Origin of the sequence: Vibrio cortegadensis (assembly GCF_024347395.1) — a bacterium.
Lineage (GTDB): Bacteria > Pseudomonadota > Gammaproteobacteria > Enterobacterales > Vibrionaceae > Vibrio > Vibrio cortegadensis.
Map to the genome: position 1 here is coordinate 267465 of NZ_AP025473.1, position 22758 is coordinate 290222.

18 protein-coding genes are annotated in these 22758 nt (G+C 41.9%); 14 read left to right on the forward strand and 4 right to left on the reverse strand.

The features are described from left to right. Positions 1–241: 241 nt before the first annotated feature. From deoD to OCV39_RS15780, 10 genes are all read left to right on the forward strand, one after another. Positions 242–952 carry a purine-nucleoside phosphorylase gene (gene deoD / locus OCV39_RS15735; RefSeq protein WP_017054380.1) on the forward strand — a complete coding sequence of 237 codons (711 nt, stop codon included), beginning with the start codon at positions 242–244 and terminating at the stop codon, positions 950–952. Between the two features lie 61 nt (positions 953–1013). Beyond that, positions 1014–2483, forward strand: coding sequence for an IS1 family transposase (locus OCV39_RS15740; protein ID WP_113798477.1), 1470 nt, complete (start codon positions 1014–1016; stop codon positions 2481–2483). A gap of 206 nt (positions 2484–2689) precedes the next feature. Then, complete coding sequence (locus tag OCV39_RS15745; RefSeq protein WP_261889948.1) at positions 2690–4144, forward strand: hypothetical protein; 1455 nt, start codon at positions 2690–2692, stop codon at positions 4142–4144. Between the two features lie 11 nt (positions 4145–4155). Next, complete coding sequence (locus OCV39_RS15750) at positions 4156–5742, forward strand: GGDEF domain-containing protein (RefSeq protein ID WP_113798481.1); 1587 nt, start codon at positions 4156–4158, stop codon at positions 5740–5742. Positions 5743–5993: 251 nt separating this feature from the next. Further along, positions 5994–6431 carry a DUF3302 domain-containing protein gene (locus OCV39_RS15755; RefSeq protein ID WP_171755528.1) on the forward strand — a complete coding sequence of 146 codons (438 nt, stop codon included), beginning with the start codon at positions 5994–5996 and terminating at the stop codon, positions 6429–6431. Next, positions 6431–7561, forward strand: a complete 1131-nt coding sequence (locus tag OCV39_RS15760; protein WP_017054375.1) for an HlyD family secretion protein — start codon at positions 6431–6433, stop codon at positions 7559–7561. Before OCV39_RS15755 ends, OCV39_RS15760 begins: the two co-directional genes overlap by 1 nt. 357 nt (positions 7562–7918) lie before the next feature. After that, entirely contained in the window at positions 7919–8467 is a 549-nt protein-coding gene (locus OCV39_RS15765; RefSeq protein ID WP_017054374.1) for an ECF-type riboflavin transporter substrate-binding protein, read from the forward strand. Positions 8468–8473: 6 nt separating this feature from the next. Next, a complete protein-coding gene (locus OCV39_RS15770; protein ID WP_261889949.1) occupies positions 8474–10177 on the forward strand; it encodes an ABC transporter ATP-binding protein in 1704 nt (567 codons plus the stop codon). After that, entirely contained in the window at positions 10164–11003 is an 840-nt protein-coding gene (locus tag OCV39_RS15775; RefSeq protein WP_261889950.1) for an energy-coupling factor transporter transmembrane component T family protein, read from the forward strand. The genes OCV39_RS15770 and OCV39_RS15775 overlap by 14 nt, the downstream gene beginning before the upstream one ends. Before the next feature lie 261 nt (positions 11004–11264). After that, positions 11265–13253 (forward strand): bifunctional metallophosphatase/5'-nucleotidase, encoded by a 1989-nt coding sequence (locus tag OCV39_RS15780; RefSeq protein ID WP_261889951.1) that lies wholly within the window; start codon positions 11265–11267, stop codon positions 13251–13253. 129 nt (positions 13254–13382) lie between these two features. Here the strand turns inward: OCV39_RS15780 and OCV39_RS15785 are convergent, their stop codons facing one another. Next, positions 13383–14570, reverse strand: a complete 1188-nt coding sequence (locus OCV39_RS15785) for an MFS transporter (RefSeq protein WP_261889952.1) — start codon at positions 14568–14570, stop codon at positions 13383–13385. Between the two features lie 129 nt (positions 14571–14699). On the opposite strand from OCV39_RS15785, the gene OCV39_RS15790 reads away from it, so the two are divergent. Next, entirely contained in the window at positions 14700–15197 is a 498-nt protein-coding gene (locus OCV39_RS15790) for a GNAT family N-acetyltransferase (RefSeq protein WP_017054369.1), read from the forward strand. Between the two features lie 67 nt (positions 15198–15264). Here OCV39_RS15790 and OCV39_RS15795 read toward each other — a convergent pair whose 3' ends face one another. Continuing rightward, a complete protein-coding gene (locus OCV39_RS15795) occupies positions 15265–15543 on the reverse strand; it encodes a GNAT family N-acetyltransferase (protein ID WP_017054368.1) in 279 nt (92 codons plus the stop codon). Between the two features lie 130 nt (positions 15544–15673). On the opposite strand from OCV39_RS15795, the gene OCV39_RS15800 reads away from it, so the two are divergent. After that, a complete protein-coding gene (locus OCV39_RS15800; protein WP_261889953.1) occupies positions 15674–16393 on the forward strand; it encodes a flagellar brake protein in 720 nt (239 codons plus the stop codon). Between the two features lie 78 nt (positions 16394–16471). On the opposite strand, the gene OCV39_RS15805 is transcribed toward OCV39_RS15800, so the two are convergent. Both OCV39_RS15805 and OCV39_RS15810 read right to left on the reverse strand, forming a co-directional pair. Next, positions 16472–17887: a sensor domain-containing diguanylate cyclase gene (locus OCV39_RS15805; RefSeq protein ID WP_261889954.1), complete on the reverse strand. Its 1416-nt coding sequence runs from the start codon at positions 17885–17887 to the stop codon at positions 16472–16474. Between the two features lie 110 nt (positions 17888–17997). Next, positions 17998–20358, reverse strand: coding sequence for a Lon protease family protein (locus OCV39_RS15810; RefSeq protein ID WP_261889955.1), 2361 nt, complete (start codon positions 20356–20358; stop codon positions 17998–18000). Between the two features lie 204 nt (positions 20359–20562). Here OCV39_RS15810 and OCV39_RS15815 point away from each other — a divergent pair, with 204 nt between their 5' ends. Then, the gene (locus OCV39_RS15815) at positions 20563–21057 is read left to right on the forward strand and encodes a hypothetical protein (protein WP_017054364.1); all 495 of its coding nucleotides are present in this window, start codon (positions 20563–20565) and stop codon (positions 21055–21057) included. Between the two features lie 12 nt (positions 21058–21069). Beyond that, positions 21070–22698, forward strand: a complete 1629-nt coding sequence (locus OCV39_RS15820; protein ID WP_261889956.1) for an ABC transporter ATP-binding protein — start codon at positions 21070–21072, stop codon at positions 22696–22698. Positions 22699–22758 lie beyond the last annotated feature (60 nt).

Genomic DNA, 22758 nt, shown 5'->3' on the forward strand with positions numbered 1-22758 from the left:
ATATTTTCGTACAACCACTATTAATAATTCACATAGCAAATCGATTGCCTTACAACTTTCAACAAAAAGAGTTATCAATATTGGCAATGTAGTGCACCTTGCACTATTCTGTGATGAATGTCTCAAGGTAGGCCGTGATATCTAGCTATTATTGCTTCAACAGACAGAAACAGATTCAACAGAATTGGTGATTTGAATTTTAAATCCTTGTCACCACGATAAAAACTTTGGAGATACAACTATGGCAACCCCTCATATTAATGCTCAAGCTGGTGATTTCGCTGAAACAGTACTAATGCCAGGTGACCCACTACGCGCTAAATACATCGCAGAAACTTTTCTTGATGATGTAAAACAAGTATGTGACGTTCGTAATATGTTTGGTTACACAGGTACTTATAAAGGTAAAAAAGTATCAGTAATGGGTCACGGTATGGGTATCCCATCGTGCTGCATCTATGTTCACGAACTCATTGCAGAATTCGGTGTTAAAAATGTAATCCGTGTAGGTAGCTGTGGCGCTGTACGTGATGACGTTAAACTAATGGACGTTGTTATCGGTATGGGTGCTTCTACAGACTCTAAAGTGAACCGTATTCGTTTCAACAACCACGATTTCGCTGCAATTGCTGATTACGGTCTTCTAGAAGAAGCAGTAAGCCAAGCTCGTGCACAAGAAGTTCCAGTTAAAGTTGGTAACGTATTCTCTGCAGACCTTTTCTACACTCCTGAAGCTGACCTATTCGGCAAAATGGAAAAACTAGGTATCCTAGGTGTTGATATGGAAGCAGCGGGTATCTACGGTGTTGCTGCTGACTTAGGTGCAAAAGCACTGACAATCCTTACCGTTTCTGACCACATCATCCGTGGCGAAAAACTAAGCTCTGAAGATCGTCAAAAGTCATTCAATGACATGATGAAAGTTGCTCTAGAAACAGCAATCAACATCTAATAAAAATTCATTTTGCTGCTGAGGTAAAACTTGGCAGCCTGAATATCCCGAGGGGGCGATCGTGTCCAACGGCAAACTGCCAAAAGACGCAGATGGTTTACAACTCAACTTTTGTAAAACATTGGCGTGTGACAACTTTGGATTGAGCGACGCAAAACGTTACGTTTTGCAACATGCGAACCCTAAGCGTCCGGCGATGGTTTGTCGTGAGTGTGGAGCTTTCCCCCCCTTACTTAACAACCAAGAAGTTCTTAACGAGTTACATAGGTTAAGACAACTTCACAGTGATGGCCTTCCCGCTTGTCGTAACGGCGAGTGTGAGAACTTTGGTCTATCCGTTCACACCCACAAACACCTCTACCATGCTTTTGGTTTTAGTGGTGATCGTCAGCGATACCGTTGCAAACAGTGCCAATCCACGTTTGTTGACAAATGGTCTGGTATCAACAAAAAACTAGCCTTTCAAGAAAACTTACTTGGGTTGCTCTTTATGAGTTACTCCGTACGTGAAATCTGCCGAAAACTCTCAATCAACCCAAAGACGTTCTACGACCATGTTGACCATATTGCAAGTCGCTGCCGTCGTAAACTGGCGATGATCGATGCTCGTTGGGTAAATCATGCAGAATCATTTGAATTTGCTTCTCACTATATGCCACTGCAACCTAAAAGCAGTAATGGCGTATTATGGATTGCGACAGGCGAAGCGCACTCTGGCTACATTTTATGTCAACACGTAAACTACTCTTCTGGTGAAGAACCTGAAGGTTCAGTCGATCATGACCCTTACAGCACACCTTCACGGTTTGTCTCTCGAGACCACTCTTCAGAAGCGAATTTACCGACACCGGCACCTTCACCTCTATTACGTGAAAGAATAGACCAACAGTATCAAACCATTTTGGCTCGTGGAAATGTCGAGGACCCAATGGGGAACCTCACAATATTCAACTATCCATCAAAAGGGGCACTTATTCGACCGCCTTATACGTCATATGCACATTTTCTACATGTGCTAGATATGTGTAACGAAAATAAGCGCGTTTCGATTTATATGCCACAAGATCCTGTTCTTCGTTCTGCCGCTCTTAGCGTATGCTTACCGCGAATATTGAGTCAAAACGTTGACTTAATGTATGTGGAAGAAGATAACGGCTGGAGCAACGATACTGAATTTGAAAAAACAGATATCGTGCATATGGGATGGTGGCGAGATCGTTGGGCAATATCCAATCAAGGCTCTGCTCATAAAGGCATTTGCTATCTTGCAGGTGAAAACCATGCGCCAAAACATTGGCTTAGCAAGGCGTCAGTAAAACAGACTGAGTTTTACCAGCAACGCTTCCAACTTCTTTTTGATAACTTCATAAACGAGCCAAGACGCAAGCTGCGCCCTGGAGGATTACTTCCTCTTCTCGATATATTCAGAGCTTGGCACAATTTATGCTACCAAGATAAGCATGGGCTTACAGCGGCACAAAGATTAGAGCTTACAGAGCATCCTCTTACATTAAAACAGCTCCTGTCTTAATACTTTAAGGCTAGAATCTAATGATATGGCGCAAGATTGCCGCTATCTCAATTCGTCACTTTGCTGTATTAAGTGTGAGTCGGCACTAATTATTGTTGCTTAGACATCAAACTTTACCTTTATAAGTCCATAAATAGTGCTAATCGAGGAGCACGCTAATATAATGATCACATTATCAATATGTTCGGTAGTCATGGATATTACTTTTGGATAAAAATCAGTCTCTTTTAGAAATCGAAATAGAACAACTGAAATCACGCATTGATTCAGAGCCTAAAGATGCATTACGTATCGCTGAACAGTGCCTAGTTCGTTCAGAGCAGATTCTTTTTCAAGAAGGCGCTATCCAGTCATTAATGATTATGGCGCGATGCTATTGGTCTTTGATGGATTATAGGAAAGGCTTGAAAACCATCAAAGAAGCTTATTCTAAGCAAAGTCGCCTCGATACTGATAACTACCTCCCTGAAATCCTACACGTACATGCCTTGCAATATTGGGGGCAAGCCAAATACTACTCTGCGCAACAATTTTGGATTAATGCGTTAGAGCAATCTGCCCTTGTTGATGAAGTCGAAATTCAAATTGAATGTCTTATTGGGCTGGGCAACGTATGGCGAATCACTAACGAACATAAACTGGCCAGCTCAACCCACAAGCTTGCTGTCACCGTTGCAAATAGTGCTCGAATTGGCTGGCTTGAAGGTAAGGCTCGCATTCTTCTCGCATGGGACTATTACCTACTCAATAATTACGTTGAAATGCTATCAGTACTTGATGGTGCCCAGGATGCTTTGGAAGGTCATCAAGACAAAACATGGCAAGCTGAAGTATGGGATTTTAGAGGCTTAGCTTTACTTGGTCTTGAGCGGCTAGATGATGCTGAAATTGCAACGAAAAAAGCTCATGACCTTGCTCTGAAACACAATTTAACATGGATTAAAGCTCACTCATTTATCAGCAGAGCAAGGCTTGAACTATTAAAGAAAAAACCAAAAGAAGCTACAAAATTACTTTTGGATGCTGAACAATCGGCCTCTCTTTTTGATAATGGTGAACTTCTCAGTCAAATTTGCTTTCAACAATCTTTAGTCGCTGAAAAACAAGATGATTTTGAAGCCGCACTGATCGCCTTTAAAAAATACCGCCAGCACTCTATTAAAATGCTGAATGAACAAACCATTCGAGTCAGCTTAGATAAAGCTCGAGGTTCGAAGCGCCAACTTGAGCAGCGTGCACGTAAGCTAATTAACAGAATCCGTGGTCAATACGAATATGACCCACAGAAACATTATTCAAACGTTGTTTCTGAAACATTCTGGTGGGAGCAATTGGTTCTATTTAAAACAGAACTTAAACACTCCAATCACGCCATAATTATGCTTCAACACTCTGATCCGGCTTATTTAGACGTATGTACAGAGATTGCTCATACACTGTGTAACCACAATGATCTGCTCTCTCGCTTAAGTAGCAAGCGCATTGCGATGCTAGTCTCGGAGAAAGGTGACGCGGCACACCAGCTATTTCTCGTTCTCAGTCAAATGATTGAAATCTACCCTTGGCATCGTAAAGGTTTAACAGGCGAACTACCAAAATTGACACTACAAGACATTCTCACTTTTCCATTCACCCTCGAGCAATTAGAAGAAAGCCAATAGAAGGTACTATCATGGAAACGCTACTCAACAAAATTTCCGATGCTGGCTTAGATCCTTCTTCCGTGTCTGGTGAAAATGCCATTATATTTTGGGAACATATCTGTAAACATATCGCAACGACAGATAAAGAACGTGCTCATTGCTATTTAATCAGCGCAGAATACCGCGCAAAGTTAAAGCAACATAGCACCAGTATTGATGAACTTCGCCGTGCGCTTAACTTACTCAATATTCCCGAAGACGTCGATGATATCCTGACAATAAAAGCGAGTCTCAGTGAACGTTTAATGGATATTGGTGATTACACTTCAGCACTATCTGAATACATCAGCATCTCTAATATTGCTGTAGAACATGGTTTTATTGACGATTATGTCGCATCAATTTTAGGTATGGGGAACTTGTGCGATGCTTATGGTGACCACAGCCGCGCACTACGTTATTACCAAAAGATTGACAGTATTGATCATGCAATAAGTAGTCGATCATTGAGACTTCGATACAAACTTCATATCGTTGCCTGTTACATCGACCTAAAACGCATCAACGCAGCCAACGACTTACTCTTAGAGTGTGAAGAGCTCAGTATTCTCGTCAGTGACAAAATTTTAGCCGGCCAAATTCGTCTCTACCAAGCCAAAATCTTTCGTCAGAAAAAACAGTATCACGATGCATTGCTCGCCCTATCAAAAGTCCAATACTCGATTAGCAGTGCTTCATCTAGTTGGTTATCCTTGATGATTCGTTTAGAGTTAGCATTATGTTTAAACTGCATAGATGGTAAGCAACAACTGGCCACTATCGTATTGAATACCACTCATAAACGTATAAAAATTCAATCTTCATCGGCGGTTGTAAAGAAGTTTTATGACACATTAAGCCACATCAGTGCCAGCCAAAATGAGTATCAAGAAGCACTTGAATATGAAAAAAAAGGCTACCGCATTGAATCTGATTTAATGAAGCATATTCCTATCAGTGAACTGGGAGCGACTCAGTTACGAAGGCTGTCTCGCTTTGAATTACAACTCAAGTTGATTCTTTCTGAGCAAGAAAACCGTGAGTTAAAAGAAACCACTGAAAATCAAAAGAATGCCGTTGCTCAACTACAGCAAGATGTATTTACAGACCCTCTGACAAATTTACACAACCGCCGTTGGTTAGATGTAAAACTAAAAGATTTACTCCTACACGACACTACGTTTTCATTAATGGTTGTCGATATTGACCATTTTAAGTCCATTAATGATGAGTTGAGCCACTTAGTCGGAGATAAAGCGATCGTCAGTGTTTCTAATGAACTCTCCTCCTACTTTAGATTCAGCGGTGCATCATGCGTTCGTTTTGGTGGAGAAGAGTTCCTTGTGATTTTAGAAAACGTCAACATGCAACAAGCCGAAATGCATGCCGAGAACTACCGTGAACGTATTTTCCAGTATGGATGGCATGAGATCCTAGGTGAGCGAGGACTCACTGTCAGTATCGGCATTACCTCGCACCGTGAAGGTGAAAATACACAACGCACCTTCTATCGAGCAGATAAAGCGTTATACAGAGCAAAAGCGAATGGGCGTAATCAAGTCTGTTTAGAAGAATAAATGAATCTGGGCCTAGGACCAACTGAGTTCTAGGCCTTTCATTCGCATTGCTCCGTTTCACTGATTATCTCCATACTCCGCCCCCTAAGCACCCACTGACATATCACCGTTACCGTTTTTCTTCTACCCAAAATATGAATTAGCGCATATGTCACAGTTCTTTTTGTTGATTATTTATATTTTACAACAAATACTTAACTAATATTATGTGAGACGTTTTCTTACTGTTTCACTAAACACAAGGATGCTGTATGTTTTTAGACTATTTTGCCCTTGGGCTCTTAATTTTTGTTGCTCTTGTAATTTTTTATGGTGTCATCGTCATACATGACATCCCATATGAGATTGCAAAAGAGCGAGACCACCCACACCAAGATGCGATTCATGTATCAGGCTGGGTAAGCCTATTTACCCTACATACGATTTGGCCATTTCTTTGGATTTGGGCAACATTATGGCGCAAAGATCGAGGCTGGGGATTTGCAAAAATAAAAGAAGAGCAACAAGATATTCATCACCGTGTAGACGTGTTGATAGATCAAGTTGCGGCACTTGAAAAAGAGCTCTCTGATATCAAAATCGCCCAATTCGCACCCTCGCAACCTGACTCGCAAGAGCGAGCCCAAGATTCTAAGCAAACGACCTTAGCATCATCTCAAACCGCACAACAAAATCAGGAGGATAAATAATGGACTTACTTCTGATAATGACCTATGCCGCTCTGTGTATCACGATATTTAAAGTATTTAAAATCCCACTAAACAAGTGGACGGTACCCACCGCGGTACTCGGCGGTGTCGTATTAATCGGTACTCTAATTTTGTTGATGAACTACAATCACCCTTTCACCCAAGTTGGTAACCAAGTGTTCACCACCACACCTGTCGTGTCTGGTGTTCGTGGGCGAGTTGTGGAAGTGCCAGTATTGCCGAACCAAGAGCTTAAGCAAGGAGATGTTCTATTTAGAATCGATCCCATTCCTTTTGAGGCTGAAGTGGCGAAAATTGAAGCCCAGATAAAACAAGCAAGCCAAGGTGCTCTGGGGCTAAAGTCTGATGTCTTTGAAGCCGAATCAGCAAAGATCAAAGCCGTTGCTGAAAAAGACAAAGCCAAGCGGGAGTTCTTACGTTATCAAAAAGGGTACGATAAAGGCGCATTCACTGAACAACAACTTGATACCCGCCGCCAAGCTTATAAAGCGGCCGAAGCGGCTGTAAACGTCACACAAGCGAAACTTGATCAAGCTGAAATCGCGCTTAGCTCAGAGATTGGTGGTGAAAATACCGCTGTTGCAAAATTACTGGCCGACCTTCAGCAAGCAGAGTTCAATTTAGATCAGACGATAGTCAGGGCACCCACTGACGGATATGTGACTCAACTGGCCCTAAGACCTGGTGTAATGGCGGTTCCTCTGCCTTTGGCACCCGTTGCAACCTTTGTCCACACTGAAGACAAAATCTATACTGCCGCCTTTAGACAAAATTCATTGCAGCGCCTACAACCTGGTTTTACTGCTGAGTTTCTATTCAGAGCGCTTCCTGGAAAAGTCTTTCAGGGTGAAATTATTGATGTGCTACCAACTATCGGAGAAAGCCAATTTCAAGCTCGTGGAACTTTGGTAGGAACGGAAGCCTTACGCACCAATGGCCGCGTACTGGTGAAATTGAAAGTCAATGATGACCTGTCAGATTACCATTTACCACTAGGTACCGCGGTCGAAGTGGCTGTTTATTCCGATAGCTTTACTCATGTCTCCATCATGCGGAAAGTGTTAATACGAATGAAAAGCTGGCAAAACTATTTGTATTTAGACCATTAGTTGCATTTAGACCATTACTTGTATTTAAAGCATTACTTGTATTTAAACCATTAGTTGTACTTAGACATTAGTGACGTCTAGACCACTAGCGATGCCTAAACTACTTGCTACGCCTCTCGGTAACTCAATCGGTTTAAATACAAACATTCTGAAAAAATGTATACGGCAGCTGACATTCAGCTGCCTTTTTTTATTTTTAGACATCTAGACACATAGGTTCCCTTGGGTGTCTGTTGTCCTGTATAATGCGCGGCTTATTTTTCTATTTGTTTATTATTTAATCTCAATAGAAAAATGCAAATAAAAGCAGATCCATTCCGCTCTTTAAAAAGAACATTTTAGTAATTAAGGTTATCTATGAATCTTTCAGCAAAAACCGTGGTTGTTATCGCAATTGGCGCAGCCCTTTACGGTATTGGCGGCTTGCCAATGTTTGGCGTACCAGTCTTTGCCAACACTACACTTAAACCAGCAATGGCAGTTTTAGCCCTTTTCTCTGTACTTTTTGGGCCATTAGTCGGTTTTTTAGTTGGGTTCATCGGTCACTGGGTCACTGACCTTTTTGCAGGTTGGGGCGTCTGGATCACTTGGGTTCTTGGCTCAGGCATTGTTGGTTTAGTCATTGGCTTTTTCCCTAAATTGACTCAAAACCGCATTGAGAAAGGCGACTTTAATCATAAAGATTTCATTCTATTTGTTTTACTTGCTCTAGTTGGCAACATCGCAGGCTACGGATGCTCAGCATTCCTCGATACCATTTTATATGCAGAACCATTTACTAAAGTGTTTACTCAGTTATCGATTATTGCTGCTGGGAACACCGTTCTTATCGCTATCGTTGGTTACTTCATACTTAAATCTGTGGCGAAAAGAAACAAACAAAGCCGTAACCTAACTGAGGCGTAAACGGCAATGACAATAGAATTTTCGAACTTCTCTTTTAGATATGAGTCGCTGGATAAACCGACGCTAAAAAATATCAATCTACGGATAGAGCAAGGGGAGAAAATCGTCATTATTGGTCCAAGTGGTAGCGGTAAATCAACACTTGGCCAATGTTTAAATGGTCTGATTCCACATGCAATAAAAGGCGAGATCTCGGGCAAATTATCGCTCAATAATAGGGATACTCGTCATTTCGACATGCATGAATTTACCGAACAAATTGGAACGGTATTACAAGATACGGATAGTCAGTTTGTAGGGCTTAGTATTGGTGAAGATATCGCGTTTGCTCTGGAAAACCAGCAGATGGCGACCAATGAAATGCACTGTATTGTCACCAATACTGCGAAAATGGTCGATCTCGATGAGATGCTCGATCACTCTCCACATGACCTTTCTGGTGGGCAGAAGCAGCGAGTTTCACTTGGTGGTGTTCTCGTTGACGATGTCGACACGCTTTTGTTCGATGAGCCCTTGGCAAGCTTAGATCCAAAAACGGGTAAAGCGACGATTGAAATCATTGATCAACTGCATAAAAGCACTCGTAAAACCATCATCATTATTGAACATCGCTTAGAAGATGTCTTACATCGCCATGTTGATAGAATTATATTGATGGAGCAAGGTGAAATCGTTGCTGACTGCACACCGGATGAATTGCTTGTTTCACCTCTTTTAGAGCAACATGGTATCCGTGAACCGCTCTATTTATCAGCACTAAAAGCGGCAAACTCTTCAATTAGTGCCGACGAAAACTTATCATCACTCGCGTCATTCAATACCGAGAAGCATCAGCAAACATTGCACAATTGGTTTAATGCTCGCCCAGAAACAACACTTGCGCCCCACACTGAGCCACTCCTGTCGATTCAAGATCTGACTTACTCTTATGATGGTGAGAAGAACGCCCTTCAAGACGTTTCCTTTCAAGTCAATAAAGGTGAGTTTGTCTCTATCTTAGGCAAGAATGGATCAGGGAAGTCCACGATAACTAAGCTTATCATGGGGGTTATCGATCCAGATGAAGGCAACATATCACTTAATGGGATCAATCTAGATACGCTATCTATTTTTGAGCGAAGCCAGAAAGTTGGCGTAGTCATGCAAAACCCAAATCATATGATTTCGCACCATATGATCGTCGATGAAATTGCTTTCGGTTTACGTAACCGAGGAGTTTGTGAAGAGCAAGTTCAAGAGAAAGTCATGCACATATTAGAACTATGTGGATTAAGCAAATATCGCAATTGGCCAATTGAAGCTCTGAGTTACGGACAGAAAAAGCGTGTCACTATCGCGTCTATCTTGGTTCTTGAGCCTGAACTTCTGATTTTGGATGAGCCAACCGCAGGTCAAGATTATCGAAATTACACCTCAATGCTGGCATTCATTCAAAAGCTAAACCGTGAGTTGGGTATTACTGTGGTTATCATTTCTCATGATATGCATTTAGTTTTGGAGTACACCACCCGCTCTATCGTATTTTCTGACAGCAAACTGATAGCAGATGCTCCAATGACACAAGTGTTCAGCCAACCAGCGCTACTGGATAGTGCAAACTTAGCAACAACGAGCTTATACGAACTCGCACTTAAGGTGGGTATCACCCAAACGGACGCATTTATGCAGCACTTCATTCAACATGAAAGAGGTCAGCATGAAAGCATCTAAAATGAAATTTGGTATTAACTACATTAATACCAACTCCCCTCTGCATGCTCTAAATGGCATCACTAAATTCATCCTATTTTTAGCATGGGTAACGGTAGTTCTCACTACATTTGACTTGCGTATGATCACAGGCTTGTTAATGGTTGGATTGGGGTTATTAAAAATGACCAAGGTCCCAGTACAAGTATACAAACCGCTTCTGATAGGCACGGCGAGTGTATTGCTACTCAACGCCCTATTTATGTATTTGCTCGCACCAAGTCAAGGGACTGAATTCATGGGCAGTGAAACCATACTGCTTGCTCTACCGGGCGGCTATTCGCTGACACAAGAGACACTGTTTTATTTGTTAACGGTGACTCTAAAATACTTCAGCATGTTCCCTATCGCTTTGGTGTTTGTGTTTACAACCCACCCAACAGAATTCGCGGCAAGCCTAAATCGCTTAGGTGTGCCATACAAGATTGCTTATGCCGTGAGTTTAACGCTGCGTTATTTGCCAGAAGTAAAGAAAGACTTTGTCAATATTATGCATGCTCAGCAAGCACGTGGAGTGGAGTTATCGAAAAAAGCCCCCTTTTTCACTCGAATGAAAAACGTGGCCAAAATTCTGGGTCCGCTGATTTTTTCTAGTTTAGACAGAGCAGATGAAATATCGAATGCGATGACACTACGTGGGTTTGGTCGTCACAAGTCACGGACATGGTATAGCCTGAAAGCCATGACTAAAACCGACTATATTCTATTGGCTATAATCGGCATTACCGTTATGTTAGCCATTACCAAACGAGTTATCGAGCCAACCCTATTTTGGTATCCCTTCTAATAACCCTCGTTCCGTCAGCATAGAAATGAAAATCAGGCCGCCATAAACACGCGGCCTTTTTCATACGCCTTCACTTTGCATATCCCCTTTAAGACGGTTCAAACATCATCCAATGCTTACTCTTATTATTGAAAGCAAAACTTTCATCGCATTTATAAATGAAAAATAGAGTAAACAATCAAATTTTTACTACCTCGATCACTTTTTAATGTAACTAATTGATTTATAAAAACGCCATTATTAAATCAATAAGGTTCTCTGATGAAACTCAATCACACTCTTCTTGCATTATCTGTTGGCTTTTGCCTGCATGGCGCACAAGCTATTGCCCAAGACTCTTTTGAGCTCACTGTCGCGCACGTCAACGATACTCACTCTGCATTTGATGCGGTTAAATCAAGCTTCAAAGTAAATGAAGAACTTGTTTACAATGAATTTGGTGGTTACCCACGAGTTTACCAAGAGTCACTCGCTTATAAGCAACAAGCAAAAGACGCTAACGATAGCTTCCTATTTCTTCATGGTGGTGATGCATTCCAAGGCAGCGCTTATTTCAAGCTTAACCACGGTGCGATGAATGCCGATTTGCTTAACAAGATGGGCATCGATGCAATGGCTATGGGTAACCATGAATTTGATCTTGGTACTGAAAAGCTTGCTGAGTTTGTTTCATCTATCAATTTCCCAATGCTAGCAGCCAATATCGATATCGAAGGTGACGAGTATTTAAACGGCAACAAAAATATCCAGCCGTACCTAATTTACCAATTCGATGGTAACAAGAAGACTCAAATCACGGATATGGCAACCATTAAAAGTGGTGACAACTTAGTCGGTGTTATTGGCCTGGCTCTCGATGATATGAAAGATATCGCCAGCAAAACGGGCGGCGTTGAATTTTCAGACATGGTGATATCGGCTCAAGCAAGTGTCGATAAATTGAAAGCGATGGGCATTACTAAAGTCGTCGCGGTCACTCATATTGGCAATGCAAAGGATGTTGAATTAGCGTCAAAAGTTAACGGTATTGATTTAATTGTCGGTGGTCACTCTCATACTTTACTTGGTGATTTCACAAACCTAGGTAAAGCCGATAACGGAACATACGCAAACCTTGTTGCTAACCCTGATGGCGGTAAAACATGTATCGTTCAAGCGGGTGAATCAGCGCAGGCTATCGGTCTTGTGAAGGCAAGCTTCAATGATCAAGGTGCCATCACCAGCTGTAATGGCCACAATACTCTATTGAGTAACGATGAGTTCTATGGCGATAAATATCGCACCAACAAACTCGCGGCCAAAGAGACAAAAAAAGTTGAAACATTCATCGATAACACCAAAAACATTACGATCACAGAAGAGAACAGCGAATTACGTAAGCTGATTGATCAAAAATACCAACCTCACCTAAATGAAGCTTATGGTGATGTGATCACTTTTGTTCCAGATACAATTAACCACGAAAGACGTCCAAATGATGGCGGAACCGATGCTCATGGTTCAGATGTCGCACCGATTGTAGCGTGGGGTCAATACGCTTGGGCTGCTTCTGATGAAGTCGCTAAGGTTGCTGGCATCAAAGCTGATCTATCACTAGTCGGTGCAGGTGGCGTACGTCAGGACATCGCATTTGGGGATTTACGCGAAGGAAATATCTCTCTTGAACTGCTTCCTTTCTCTAATGCTTTATCTATTGTTCCAATGAGCGGGGAGAACATTAAGGCATTGATCAGCTCAAGCATTACAGCAACCCTTCCTGAAGGTGCACATGCTGGTAAATTCCCTTACGGCGGTAACCTTCGTTACACCTTCGATGAAACCATCTCTGGTGTTGAAGGAAAGCTGAGCTCAATTGAAATCAATACTGGTACTCCTTCTTCACCGAAATGGACAGCAGTGCAAGACAAAGAGACCTATAACGTCGCGATGGATGCTTACCACGCTACAGGTAATGACGGATGGGGCATTGTATTTGATTCTCAAACAGAGAAATCAGGGCGTGTTGATCTCGCTTACGTAGACGGCAACTTAACTGCTTTCCCTGTCACCAAACTAGAGCTTAAAGAGAAGATGAAAAAAGGCAAAATGGTCATGAGAAAGTCAGTCGTGTACCAAGGCCAAGCTCTTAACTGTAAAGCTGAGAACGTGAAGTGTAATACCGATGCTCAATCGGTTGTTGAAACCCTAACACCACTCAAATCATTAACGCCATTAAGCTACGAAACCGTAACTTTCAATCGCGCTAAATAACGATACAGTCACCGCGCGGAATAGTTTCATTTTCGCTATGCATTGACTGTTAGATACAAAAAACCAGTGGCATAGGTCACTGGTTTTTCTTTACTCAAATAGTAATTGAATCGCAGCCGTCCGATCGATTTAATTCCAACTAAACCGTCTTACTTCATTACCTGCTTTGGGGTGTACAGGAATATTCAAAGAAAGAATCAGTGACAAACCAGCCATGACCGCACCGATATAAAAAACACTTGATGGCGATACCAGCCAAATTAAACCAAAAGTGACAGGAATAACTACCGCTGCAATATGGTTTATCGTAAACGACACCCCTGCCGTCGAAGCCATGTCTGCTGGATCAGCAATTTTTTGGAAGTACGTTTTAATCGCTAAAGCCAAAGCAAAAAAGAGGTGATCGACCACATATAAGGCCGCAGCCCACTCAGCGCTCTTAACTAATCCATAGCCGATGAACACAAAAATTAGCCCTATATACTCAAACATTAGCGCTTTTTGCTCACCGACAATACCGATTATTTTACCGATTTTCTTAGCAAACAAAAAATTGAACAGGTAGTTAATCAAAAATAGAAGCGTAATATCAGCCGCGGAGTAACCAAACTTTTCGACCATCAAAAATCCAGCAAAAACAGTGAAAATTTGGCGGCGAGCCCCACTCATAAAGGTTAATGCATAATAGAGCCAATAACGCTTTCTCAAAACCAACTTCTTATTCTGTGGTGTTTCTGTTTTAAACTCAGGAAAACTAACGGCAATCACAACCACCAGAATGAACGCGATGCCACCAGTGATCATATAAACCCACTTAAAATCTAGCTGAAATACTTCAAGCATCACCCATAGCGCACCATAAGTGCATAGCGAAGCCAAAGCCCCAATAGAGATGAGCTTACCCAACATTTCGGGAGCTTCCTCTTTCGAGAGCCATTGCAGCGACAACGACTGTTTCAATGTTTCGAAATAGTGAAAGCCCACAGACATCAGTAGTGTCGTACAGAGCAACCCGGTCACCGATGGAAAGAGTCCTGTAATCGCAACGCCAACCGCTAACATCATCAATGCGATGATCATAAATTTCTGTTCACGTAGAAATAACAGCACAAACACTGCGGTAAAAGCCAAAAATCCTGGGATCTCCCTGACACTTTGCAACAGACCAATATCAGCGCCGCTAAAGTTTGCACGTTCAATAACAAAATTATTCAGCAGCGCCATCCAACTAGCAAACGCGATAGGGACAATAATTGAGATGATTAAGAGGAAATTTTGTGGCGTTTTCCAAGTGGCCAGTTGAGGAGGGCTATGCATGACTCTTCCTTGCTTTAAAAAAATGATCATACTCTCAGTAACGAATAATTAACAATGCTTATTTAACGCTATTCATTTCATCAAGTTACCGCTACATTATTGGTTGTTTGATCACTTTGGAGCAAGAATATGGAAATAATAATTCGTCCTAGCGACATCAAAGATGCATCTGGACTATGTGAACTTTACTCACAACCGCTTGCTCAGAGCCAAACCTTACAATTGCCACTTCCAACACTGAGTTCATGGCAAAAAAGGCTAACCGATATACCGGAAGGCGTTTACAGCTACGTTGCAGAAATTGATGGCAAGATAGTCGGTAATATTGGATTCCAACACTCCCAAAGACCTAGGACTAAGCATTGTGCGAGTTTTGGACTTGGTGTGCATGATGACTATCACGGCTTAGGGATTGGACGACAACTCATTGAAACCGTCATTGAGCTGGCAGATAACTGGCTCAATGTTCATCGAATTCAGATCGAGGTCAATACTGACAACGAGAAAGCCATTGGCCTATATAAAAAATTAGGCTTTGTGATAGAAGGAAAAGCTATCGATTCTTGCTTCCGTCATGGGGAATATATTGATACTTACTTCATGGCAAGAGTAAAGAACAAACTCTAGCCATACGGTATCCCCCCGTAGATCATCCTATCGGGGGGAGCACTCGTTTTTATTACTTCAGTTCTTATTACTTGGCTAGCAAATGAGACCACTGAGTGTGCTTATTCATATAATGAACCACATAGCTACATTCAGGAATCACCGTCAGTCCTAAACGCTCAATTTCCGCAAGTACACTTTCCATCATCACCTTGCCATACCCCTTGCCTTGTAGCTCATCAGGGACTCTTGTTGACGTGATGGTGATGACACTATTGTCTCGTTTGTACTTAACCGTTGCGTGCATTCCTTGCTCTAAATCGACCAAAAAGCACTCACCGTCAATATTATGTGTCACGTTATGCATGCTAAACCTCCAAGTTTTATAATTTATCGAATGCGCTTATTGTAAATATTCGTGTCAAAACTTAATATCAATCAGCTTGAGTATATAAAAATGATAATTAAAGCGCATAGCAAAAATGGAGACAGGCTAGATGAATTCACCGCTAATGAAACCGCAAGTTCACAACAAGACAGTATCAACACTCAATAGTACCGATGCGCTTGGGATGGTTGAACATAGCAGTGAATTAACGCTTAATATTTCCACCCCGGTTGGGACTAAGTTTCTTACGACCACCAGCTTCATAGGCACGCATTCGGATCAGTGTATCCTTATTGAAATACCCAAAGTGTCAGATGATGATTTAGAGTTCTTTTTCCAACCAGGATTTTGGGTCAACGTAAGAGCTCTTTCTCATCGTGGTGAAGGTGCGATCATTCATTTTCGCTGTCAGCTCTTGCATAAGATATTAGAACCTATCCCACTCATTATGCTCAGTATCCCGAATACGATGCAAGTGACTCAGTTACGAAAAGAGATTCGATATGACGTTAACCTTGCTGCTAAAGCGTTTGTAAGTGGACATAAAGTTGAGTGTGAAGTCCGTGATCTGTCGAAAAGTGGTTGTCGGTTTGTAACCCCACCGGTAGGAAGACCAATTCAAATCGGTGATGACATCTCAATAGAAATCATGGTAGGTGCCCGCAGAGGTCAAGTATTTGCGCCATTAAAAGGGCGGGTATGTAACTTACAAAAATCGACTCACTACTCGAAGTATGGCCTAGAGTTTGATGATAATGGCAAAATAAATGCCAAAAACCTATTGAGCCAGCTCAAGTTCGATGGGGCTAAATTAGTCTTGCGTAAATAACCTTCAGTTAAACGTCGTTAACGATTGATCGTGATAACGACGTAACTTCCCTATAGGAATAGCGATTCCAAAAGATCATTAACCCGTTTCAATACAATTTTTTCCTCGGCGCTTCGCTTGGTACATTAGCTTATCCACTCGCATCAAAATATCTTCAAAGCGATCATTAGGATGAAACTCCGTAATCCCCACACTTAGAGTTAGATTAATCGCGGAATCGGTTTGTATTAAACAACTATTTTTCAAGCTGTCTTGTATTCTTTTAATCTGTAGCGATGCGCCATGAAGATCAGTTTGAGGTAAAACAGCCAGAAACTCTTCTCCCCCCCATCGTCCATAGCAGTCATTTTTACGACAATGGCTTTTCGCAATGTCAGAAAATAGCCTTAATGAGTCATCACCGACGGTATGCCCGTAAGTATCATTAATTGCCTTAAAATCGTCGAAATCAATCAATGCCACCGACATATTGGATCCAAGCGACTGACAATATGATAATTGTTCATTAAGTACCTGTTCGATACTTCGTCGGTTTGCCAATCCCGTTAATTCGTCAGTGCTTGCCACTTTAACCAACTTTGTATTGGCAACTTCCAGTGCAAATAGATCTTTATTTCGTGCAATTTCATGTCCAATCCATTCAGAAAAAAGACGTATTAATTCGTAATCTTGACGAATAAACGAACGTGTTTTTGTCACGCTAGAGAAATTCAATGTACCGTAACGCTCCCCATCAACAAAAATGGGAGCCCCTAAATACGCTTCTAATCCAAAATTTTCATAACAAGGGTGTTTTGCAATGGAACTCTGCGCGACATGATGGAAGCCTTGAACATCATTTGCCTTAAATACGTGGCAACAATAGGTTCCCGTCAAATCGAAAACCATTCCTGCCGACAAGGCGTCATCGGGGTGAGTGGCATTTTGCACTTCGTAATGGTTGCCGGAAATCTTACTCACAATACCAATTGGCAGTTGAAAGTGCGTACACCCTAATTCCAAAATGGCCTGAACCCTTTCGGAATAGTTTAAGTCACGAGATGAGGTCACTTTATGCAGCTGGTTCAATGTCTCTTCAGCACTAAGCCGATAAGATTCATCTAAAATAATACCAATGTAGAAAGCGTTATTCCCTGAAATATTTTTTATCGCACCACCAGAAGTTTGCCCTTGAAAAATACGCCCAGACTTACAACGATACTGCACATGAGATGCTTCATTTTCTTTTTTGGCCGTTGGGTTAAAACGGTCTTTGCCTGTTTTGTAAAAATTACTTTCGTCTGCATAGAGCATCCGCGTACTTTGGTTTAGCAGCTCCTCCTCGGAATAACCAAAAAGCGATGTTGCCGCCGCATTGACCATTACAATTTTCCGAGAAAGATCCGCCACAATCACCGCAGAGTTGATATGCGCGAAAGCTTGATTCAACATAAAAACATCGAGATCATCCAAACGACTGCTTGGTAAATTTTCACTGATAGAACCTTTAAGCATTACAATTCCTTTTGATTGCTCAGCTATTATCTATAGCACACTATACGCATATAATGTAATTCACAGGCTCAATTATGCCGTCCCTTGCATTTTAAACCCTTTACTTTCTATTACTTACGCAGTGCATTGAGTTTGGCTTGTGCGATACCAAAGATTGTATTGATCGGATAGCTACCCTCTTCGCTTGCGATACCTGCTTCTTTACCAGTGAAGATCTCAATCGCTTCCGTCACATGCTCAATTGCCCAAATATGGAACTCCCCCTTCTCAACCGCTTTTACAATGTCAGGTCGTAACATCAAGTTATGAATATTAGATTGAGGGATAATCACACCTTGCTCTGCTGAACGCCCTTTGATCACACAAACGTCAAAGAAGCCTTCAATTTTTTCATTTACGCCACCAATGGGCTGAGACTCACCAAATTGATTCATTGAACCCGTGATCGCAATATCCTGTCGATTTGGCTGCTTTGAAAAGGCGGACACTACCGCGCAAAATTCAGCCATGCTGGCACTGTCACCATCGACTCCACCGTAAGACTGCTCAAACGTAATATTGGTAGTCAGTGGTATTCGTGCCGTTTTACCAAATACTGATGAAAGATACGCAGACAAAATCATCACACCTTTAGAGTGGATACTTCCTCCAAGATCAACGTTTCGCTCAATATCGATCACTTCACCCTCACCATAGGCAGTAGTTGCGGTAATTCGGTTAGGCGCGCCAAACATATGATCACTGGTACTTAGCACCGACAATGCATTCACCTGCCCTATCGCCTCGCCGGAGGTGCGTATAAGCGTTGTGCCATTGACAAATGTCTCCATCACGCTGTCTTGCAACCTACCGACTCGCAACTGCTGATTATCCAGCGCTTGTTCTACATGACTAGAGCGGATCAGATTCGATTTAGCGGTTTTAGCCACATAATTAGACTCACGCAATAGATTGGCAATGTGAGCAGAATGAAGTGATAACTTGCTTTGATCACCCGCTTGGCGAGAGCTGTGTTCAATGATCCTTGCGATAGCTTTACGATCACAATGCAGCATATTGTTGTCATGAACGATACTCGAAATGAATCGCGCATAGTGAAGTTCAGAATCCGGTGTACGCTTCATTTCATCTTCAAAATCAGCCGTCACTCGGAATAGCTCACCAAATTCTGCGTCATAATGTTGAAGTAATTGATAAGTGCGGTAATCACCAAACAGAATAATTTTCACATCAAGCGGAATAGGCTGAGGATCCAATGAGACCGCTCCAGTCAGCGTGACCTCTTTCTCTAATGAGGTAAAGCTTAGCTGTCTTGAACGTAGCGCGCGTTTCAGCCCATCCCATACATATGGTTGCTCAAGTACTTTGACCGCATCCATCAATAGAACGCCACCATTTGCTTTATGCAGGCTCCCCGCACGAATCAATGAGAAGTCGGTAAATACCGTCCCTTTAAACGTCGCGGTCTCAACATAACCAAACAGAGAATGATAATTTGGGTTCTCTTCGACCACGATAGGATACTTGCCTTCGGCCTGACTCACGAGAACATTCACCTTGTAGCGTCGAGGCAATTTCTTATCCAAAGAAGCGGTGGCAATTTCAGCTTGCTCATTCCCCTCTTCAAGGAAAATATCGGCATTTTCAACAATGTCTTTTTGCAGTTCAGTGAGGTGTTTTTTTATCTCTGGATACTGACTGTAATCGGCTTTTAGCTGCTTAATAAAATGGGTAATCACATCGAGCGTTACATCGTCATTCAGCTTTTGAATTTTTTCAGAGAAAGTCTCTTCAAGCTCCGTTAAATCACGAGACATATTGCGTAAGCTGACTTCAAGGAAATCAATGGTCTTATCAAATTCACTTTGCTGCTTAGGCGATAACTCATCGAAGCTCTCTTCAGTATGTAACTCCTCACCATTCATGGCGACAAACTGGTAGTCCCCTTGGTTCGTCAGAGTTAAACTCACACCTTTGCTTTTGGCTTCATTGCTGATCCCTTCAAGAGCAACTTGTTGTTTTTTATCAAGTTGTGTTTTCAGTTTATCCGCACGACTGAAGTACATTTCATTATCAAAAGCCAAAGGCATCGCCTTGACCAATTTGGTCATCAACTTTTCAATATCTTGTTTAAGCTTTTTCCCTACGCCTTGTGGAAGCTTCAATACTTTCGGCGTACGCACATCATCAAAATTAGTGACATAACACCAGTCAAACAGCTGCTCTGTTTCATGTGGATGACGATTCAAGTAACGCAAAATCATGGTGCGTTTACCGAGGCCATTTTGCCCAATTGCGTAAATATTATAGCCTTTCTCTTTGATCGACATCGCGAATTCAACCGCTTTTTGGGCGCGTTCTTGTCCTACGATTTCATCAATGGGGGCCAGTTCTTTGGTCGATTTACACGGTAGCATTTCAAGATCTGCTACTTGATATAACTGCTCTGAAGATAATTGTTTAATCGCCATTACCGCCTCCTACATCCTGTAAAAATACTTCATATAAGTTCAGTGTAGATGCAATTCATAAGTATTTTAGTGACTTAGGCAACATTCGCGTTTAACTGAACATTAATTAGACAATTCACTTTCAATAAATGTAATGATAAGCATTTGCAATTGAGATTAATTTGCATTCTAATAAGCGCAGAATGAACGATGGAGAGACTCAATATGGAATTGCAACAGTGCTGGACTCGCTACTTAAAAGCCGAGCAACTTATGGAACAGGGACACTGGCCCGAAGCCCATTATTTGTATGAAGATGTCCTACACCACCTGCCGACTCATATTCAAACTGCGGTGAATGATCACCATGTTAAACCTTGTCAATTTGCTTGTTTACTTTCAGGTTTAAAAGATGCCGCCGTGTCTCAATCCCAAATATATAATCAACTTGGGCGTCCTAATCAGGCCTTTACATCACTCAATCAATCCTACGCTCTGTTACAGTTTTTATCGATAGAGCCTTCGAGAATCATTGCTAGCGTCCACTCTGCCCTTTCTAAACATTGTGATGATCTACTCCATCATATGGCCGTGTTCTGCCATGCCCAACGAGATGCTCAATGGTTAGTGACGTTCGGCGAAATTGAACAGACACATCAACAATTTAATAAACTCAAAATTTACTCAGACCTACCACCCCGCTCATGCGTGATTAATTGATAAGGATATTCAATGCTGTCTCATGCTCTCTTAGAAGTTCGTAATCTCTCCGTAAGTTTTACGACTAATGGTGGTGTAGTTAACGCTGTAAATCAGGTCAGCTTCGACCTCAATAAGAATGAAACACTCGCGATCGTCGGGGAGTCAGGATCGGGGAAATCGGTGACCAGCAGTGCGCTTATGCGTTTATTGCCAGGTAATGCCATTGTCGATCCTGAATCGAGCCTTATGTTTGAAGGCGAGTCATTACTTTCAAAGAATGACAAACAGATGCAAAAGATACGCGGAAATCGAATTGGGATGATTTTTCAAGAACCCATGACATCACTGAATCCGTATATGCGCGTTGGTATTCAGGTTGCAGAGGCGATCATGTGTCATCGTTCAATCAATAAACGTCAAGCAAAGATCAAGGTCTTAGAACTGTTTGAACTCGTACACCTCCCTAGGCCCGAGCAGGCTTACAGTAAGTATCCACACGAATTTTCTGGCGGGCAGCTTCAACGAATCATGATTGCGATGGCCTTAATCAACGAGCCTGATTTACTCATTGCAGATGAACCGACAACGGCACTTGATGTAACGGTGCAAGCTGAGGTTCTTAATTTAATCAAAGAGATTCAGCAGAAAATGGGAATGGCGATTTTGTTCATTACCCATGACTTAGGCGTCGTTAAACACTTTGCCGATCGAGTGATCGTGATGTGTAAAGGGGATGTGGTTGAAGAAGGACACACTCAAACTCTCTTCCAAAACCCCACCCATGAATATACGGAGATGTTAATCAACTCGATCCCAAAAGGAAATAAATCTCCAGTAGAAACAGGGGCTCCAATGTTGCTTTCTGCTGAAAATATTCGAGTTAAATTTCTCATAAAACCTCATTTCATCGAAAGTAGAAATCAATATTTTGAAGCGGTTAAAGGCATCTCGTTAAATTTGAAGCAAGGCGAAACTTTAGGCATTGTTGGCGAATCGGGTTCAGGTAAATCAACACTAGGACGAGCTCTCATTGGCTTACTCCCCTCTTCAGGAAAGATTCAATTCAAGGGTCAAGATGTCAGTTTATTAACAGACAAAGAGCGTTTTTCTCTGAAAAAAGATATTCAAATGGTTTTCCAAGATCCATATGGTTCACTGTCTCCACGTATGACTGTAGGGGAAATCATCACTGAAGGTTTAATGGTTCACCAGCCACACCTGTCAAAATCGGATCGTCTATTAAGAGCATGCAAAGCCCTAGAGGAAGTTCGCCTCGAAACGAGTGCCATCAATCGTTATCCACATGAGTTTTCTGGGGGGCAGCGTCAACGAATCGCCATCGCACGCGCACTCATTCTAGAACCCTCTTTTATCTTGCTTGATGAACCAACATCAGCCTTGGATCGTTCCGTTCAACTTACCGTGATCGAGCTACTTAAAGAGATTCAATTGAAACACAATATTGGCTTCTTATTCATCAGCCATGATCTTAGTGTCGTAAAAGCACTGTCCGATCGTGTATTGGTGATGCAAAAAGGAGAGGTCATGGAGCAAGGAACAGCAGAAGATATTTTCAATACACCTCAGCATGACTACACCAAACGTTTAATTGATGCGTCATTTGATCTGGATGAAAGCACGAATGAGGATGCTGCGTAATCTAAATTTCTTGAATCTCGATCTTACCGAATTCTCGCCACTATTCTGTTAACACTCGGT

What these genes read in the sequence shown, in the direction of transcription:
- deoD (WP_017054380.1), top strand. Translation starts at nt 242, where the DNA reads ATGGCAACCCCTCATATTAATGCTCAAGCTGGTGATTTCGCTGAAACA.
- OCV39_RS15805 (WP_261889954.1), bottom strand. Translation starts at nt 17,887, where the DNA reads ATGCTTAAAGGTTCTATCAGTGAAAATTTACCAAGCAGTCGTTTGGAT.
- OCV39_RS15795 (WP_017054368.1), bottom strand. Translation starts at nt 15,543, where the DNA reads ATGCATAACGTGACACATAATATTGACGGTGAGTGCTTTTTGGTCGAT.
- OCV39_RS15820 (WP_261889956.1), top strand. Translation starts at nt 21,070, where the DNA reads ATGCTGTCTCATGCTCTCTTAGAAGTTCGTAATCTCTCCGTAAGTTTT.
- OCV39_RS15760 (WP_017054375.1), top strand. Translation starts at nt 6,431, where the DNA reads ATGGACTTACTTCTGATAATGACCTATGCCGCTCTGTGTATCACGATA.
- OCV39_RS15770 (WP_261889949.1), top strand. Translation starts at nt 8,474, where the DNA reads ATGACAATAGAATTTTCGAACTTCTCTTTTAGATATGAGTCGCTGGAT.
- OCV39_RS15790 (WP_017054369.1), top strand. Translation starts at nt 14,700, where the DNA reads ATGGAAATAATAATTCGTCCTAGCGACATCAAAGATGCATCTGGACTA.
- OCV39_RS15775 (WP_261889950.1), top strand. Translation starts at nt 10,164, where the DNA reads ATGAAAGCATCTAAAATGAAATTTGGTATTAACTACATTAATACCAAC.
- OCV39_RS15755 (WP_171755528.1), top strand. Translation starts at nt 5,994, where the DNA reads ATGTTTTTAGACTATTTTGCCCTTGGGCTCTTAATTTTTGTTGCTCTT.
- OCV39_RS15815 (WP_017054364.1), top strand. Translation starts at nt 20,563, where the DNA reads ATGGAATTGCAACAGTGCTGGACTCGCTACTTAAAAGCCGAGCAACTT.
- OCV39_RS15765 (WP_017054374.1), top strand. Translation starts at nt 7,919, where the DNA reads ATGAATCTTTCAGCAAAAACCGTGGTTGTTATCGCAATTGGCGCAGCC.
- OCV39_RS15810 (WP_261889955.1), bottom strand. Translation starts at nt 20,358, where the DNA reads ATGGCGATTAAACAATTATCTTCAGAGCAGTTATATCAAGTAGCAGAT.
- OCV39_RS15750 (WP_113798481.1), top strand. Translation starts at nt 4,156, where the DNA reads ATGGAAACGCTACTCAACAAAATTTCCGATGCTGGCTTAGATCCTTCT.
- OCV39_RS15780 (WP_261889951.1), top strand. Translation starts at nt 11,265, where the DNA reads ATGAAACTCAATCACACTCTTCTTGCATTATCTGTTGGCTTTTGCCTG.
- OCV39_RS15785 (WP_261889952.1), bottom strand. Translation starts at nt 14,570, where the DNA reads ATGCATAGCCCTCCTCAACTGGCCACTTGGAAAACGCCACAAAATTTC.
- OCV39_RS15800 (WP_261889953.1), top strand. Translation starts at nt 15,674, where the DNA reads ATGAATTCACCGCTAATGAAACCGCAAGTTCACAACAAGACAGTATCA.